The organism is Bacillus cereus group sp. BfR-BA-01408 (genome assembly GCF_022663305.1).
GTDB lineage: Bacteria > Bacillota > Bacilli > Bacillales > Bacillaceae_G > Bacillus_A > Bacillus_A pacificus.
The window spans coordinates 1-240 of the sequence record NZ_JAKUFF010000286.1 but is presented as its reverse complement, the minus strand read 5'-3'; the positions used below and the strand labels follow the sequence as shown (position 1 = coordinate 240).

Sequence of the window (240 nt, the reverse complement as noted above, 5' to 3'; positions counted from 1 at the left end):
ATCAAGAGTTTGATACAAAAGAATTAATTGGATCAGTGGATGAAAATGATTTGAAACAAGTAGCGGGTGCGGGAGATGTAAATCCAGAAACAACGCCAGCGACACCTACAATTGTGGCAGTAAGTCTTGGGGTTTGTCCAACAACAAAATGTACAAAAAGCTGCTAATAAACAACCTAAAAAAGAGAGGAAGTTAAATATGTCAAAAAATGAAAAATTAAATAAATTACGAGATCAAGAG

Annotated in this window: 1 protein-coding gene; it reads left to right on the top strand. The window is 34.6% G+C overall.

Features of this window, described 5'->3' with window-relative positions:
• Positions 1–167: class II lanthipeptide, LchA2/BrtA2 family (locus MR083_RS27320; RefSeq protein WP_242270136.1), on the top strand; the 167-nt coding region annotated here is incomplete at its 5' end.
• Positions 168–240: the final 73 nt, after the last annotated feature.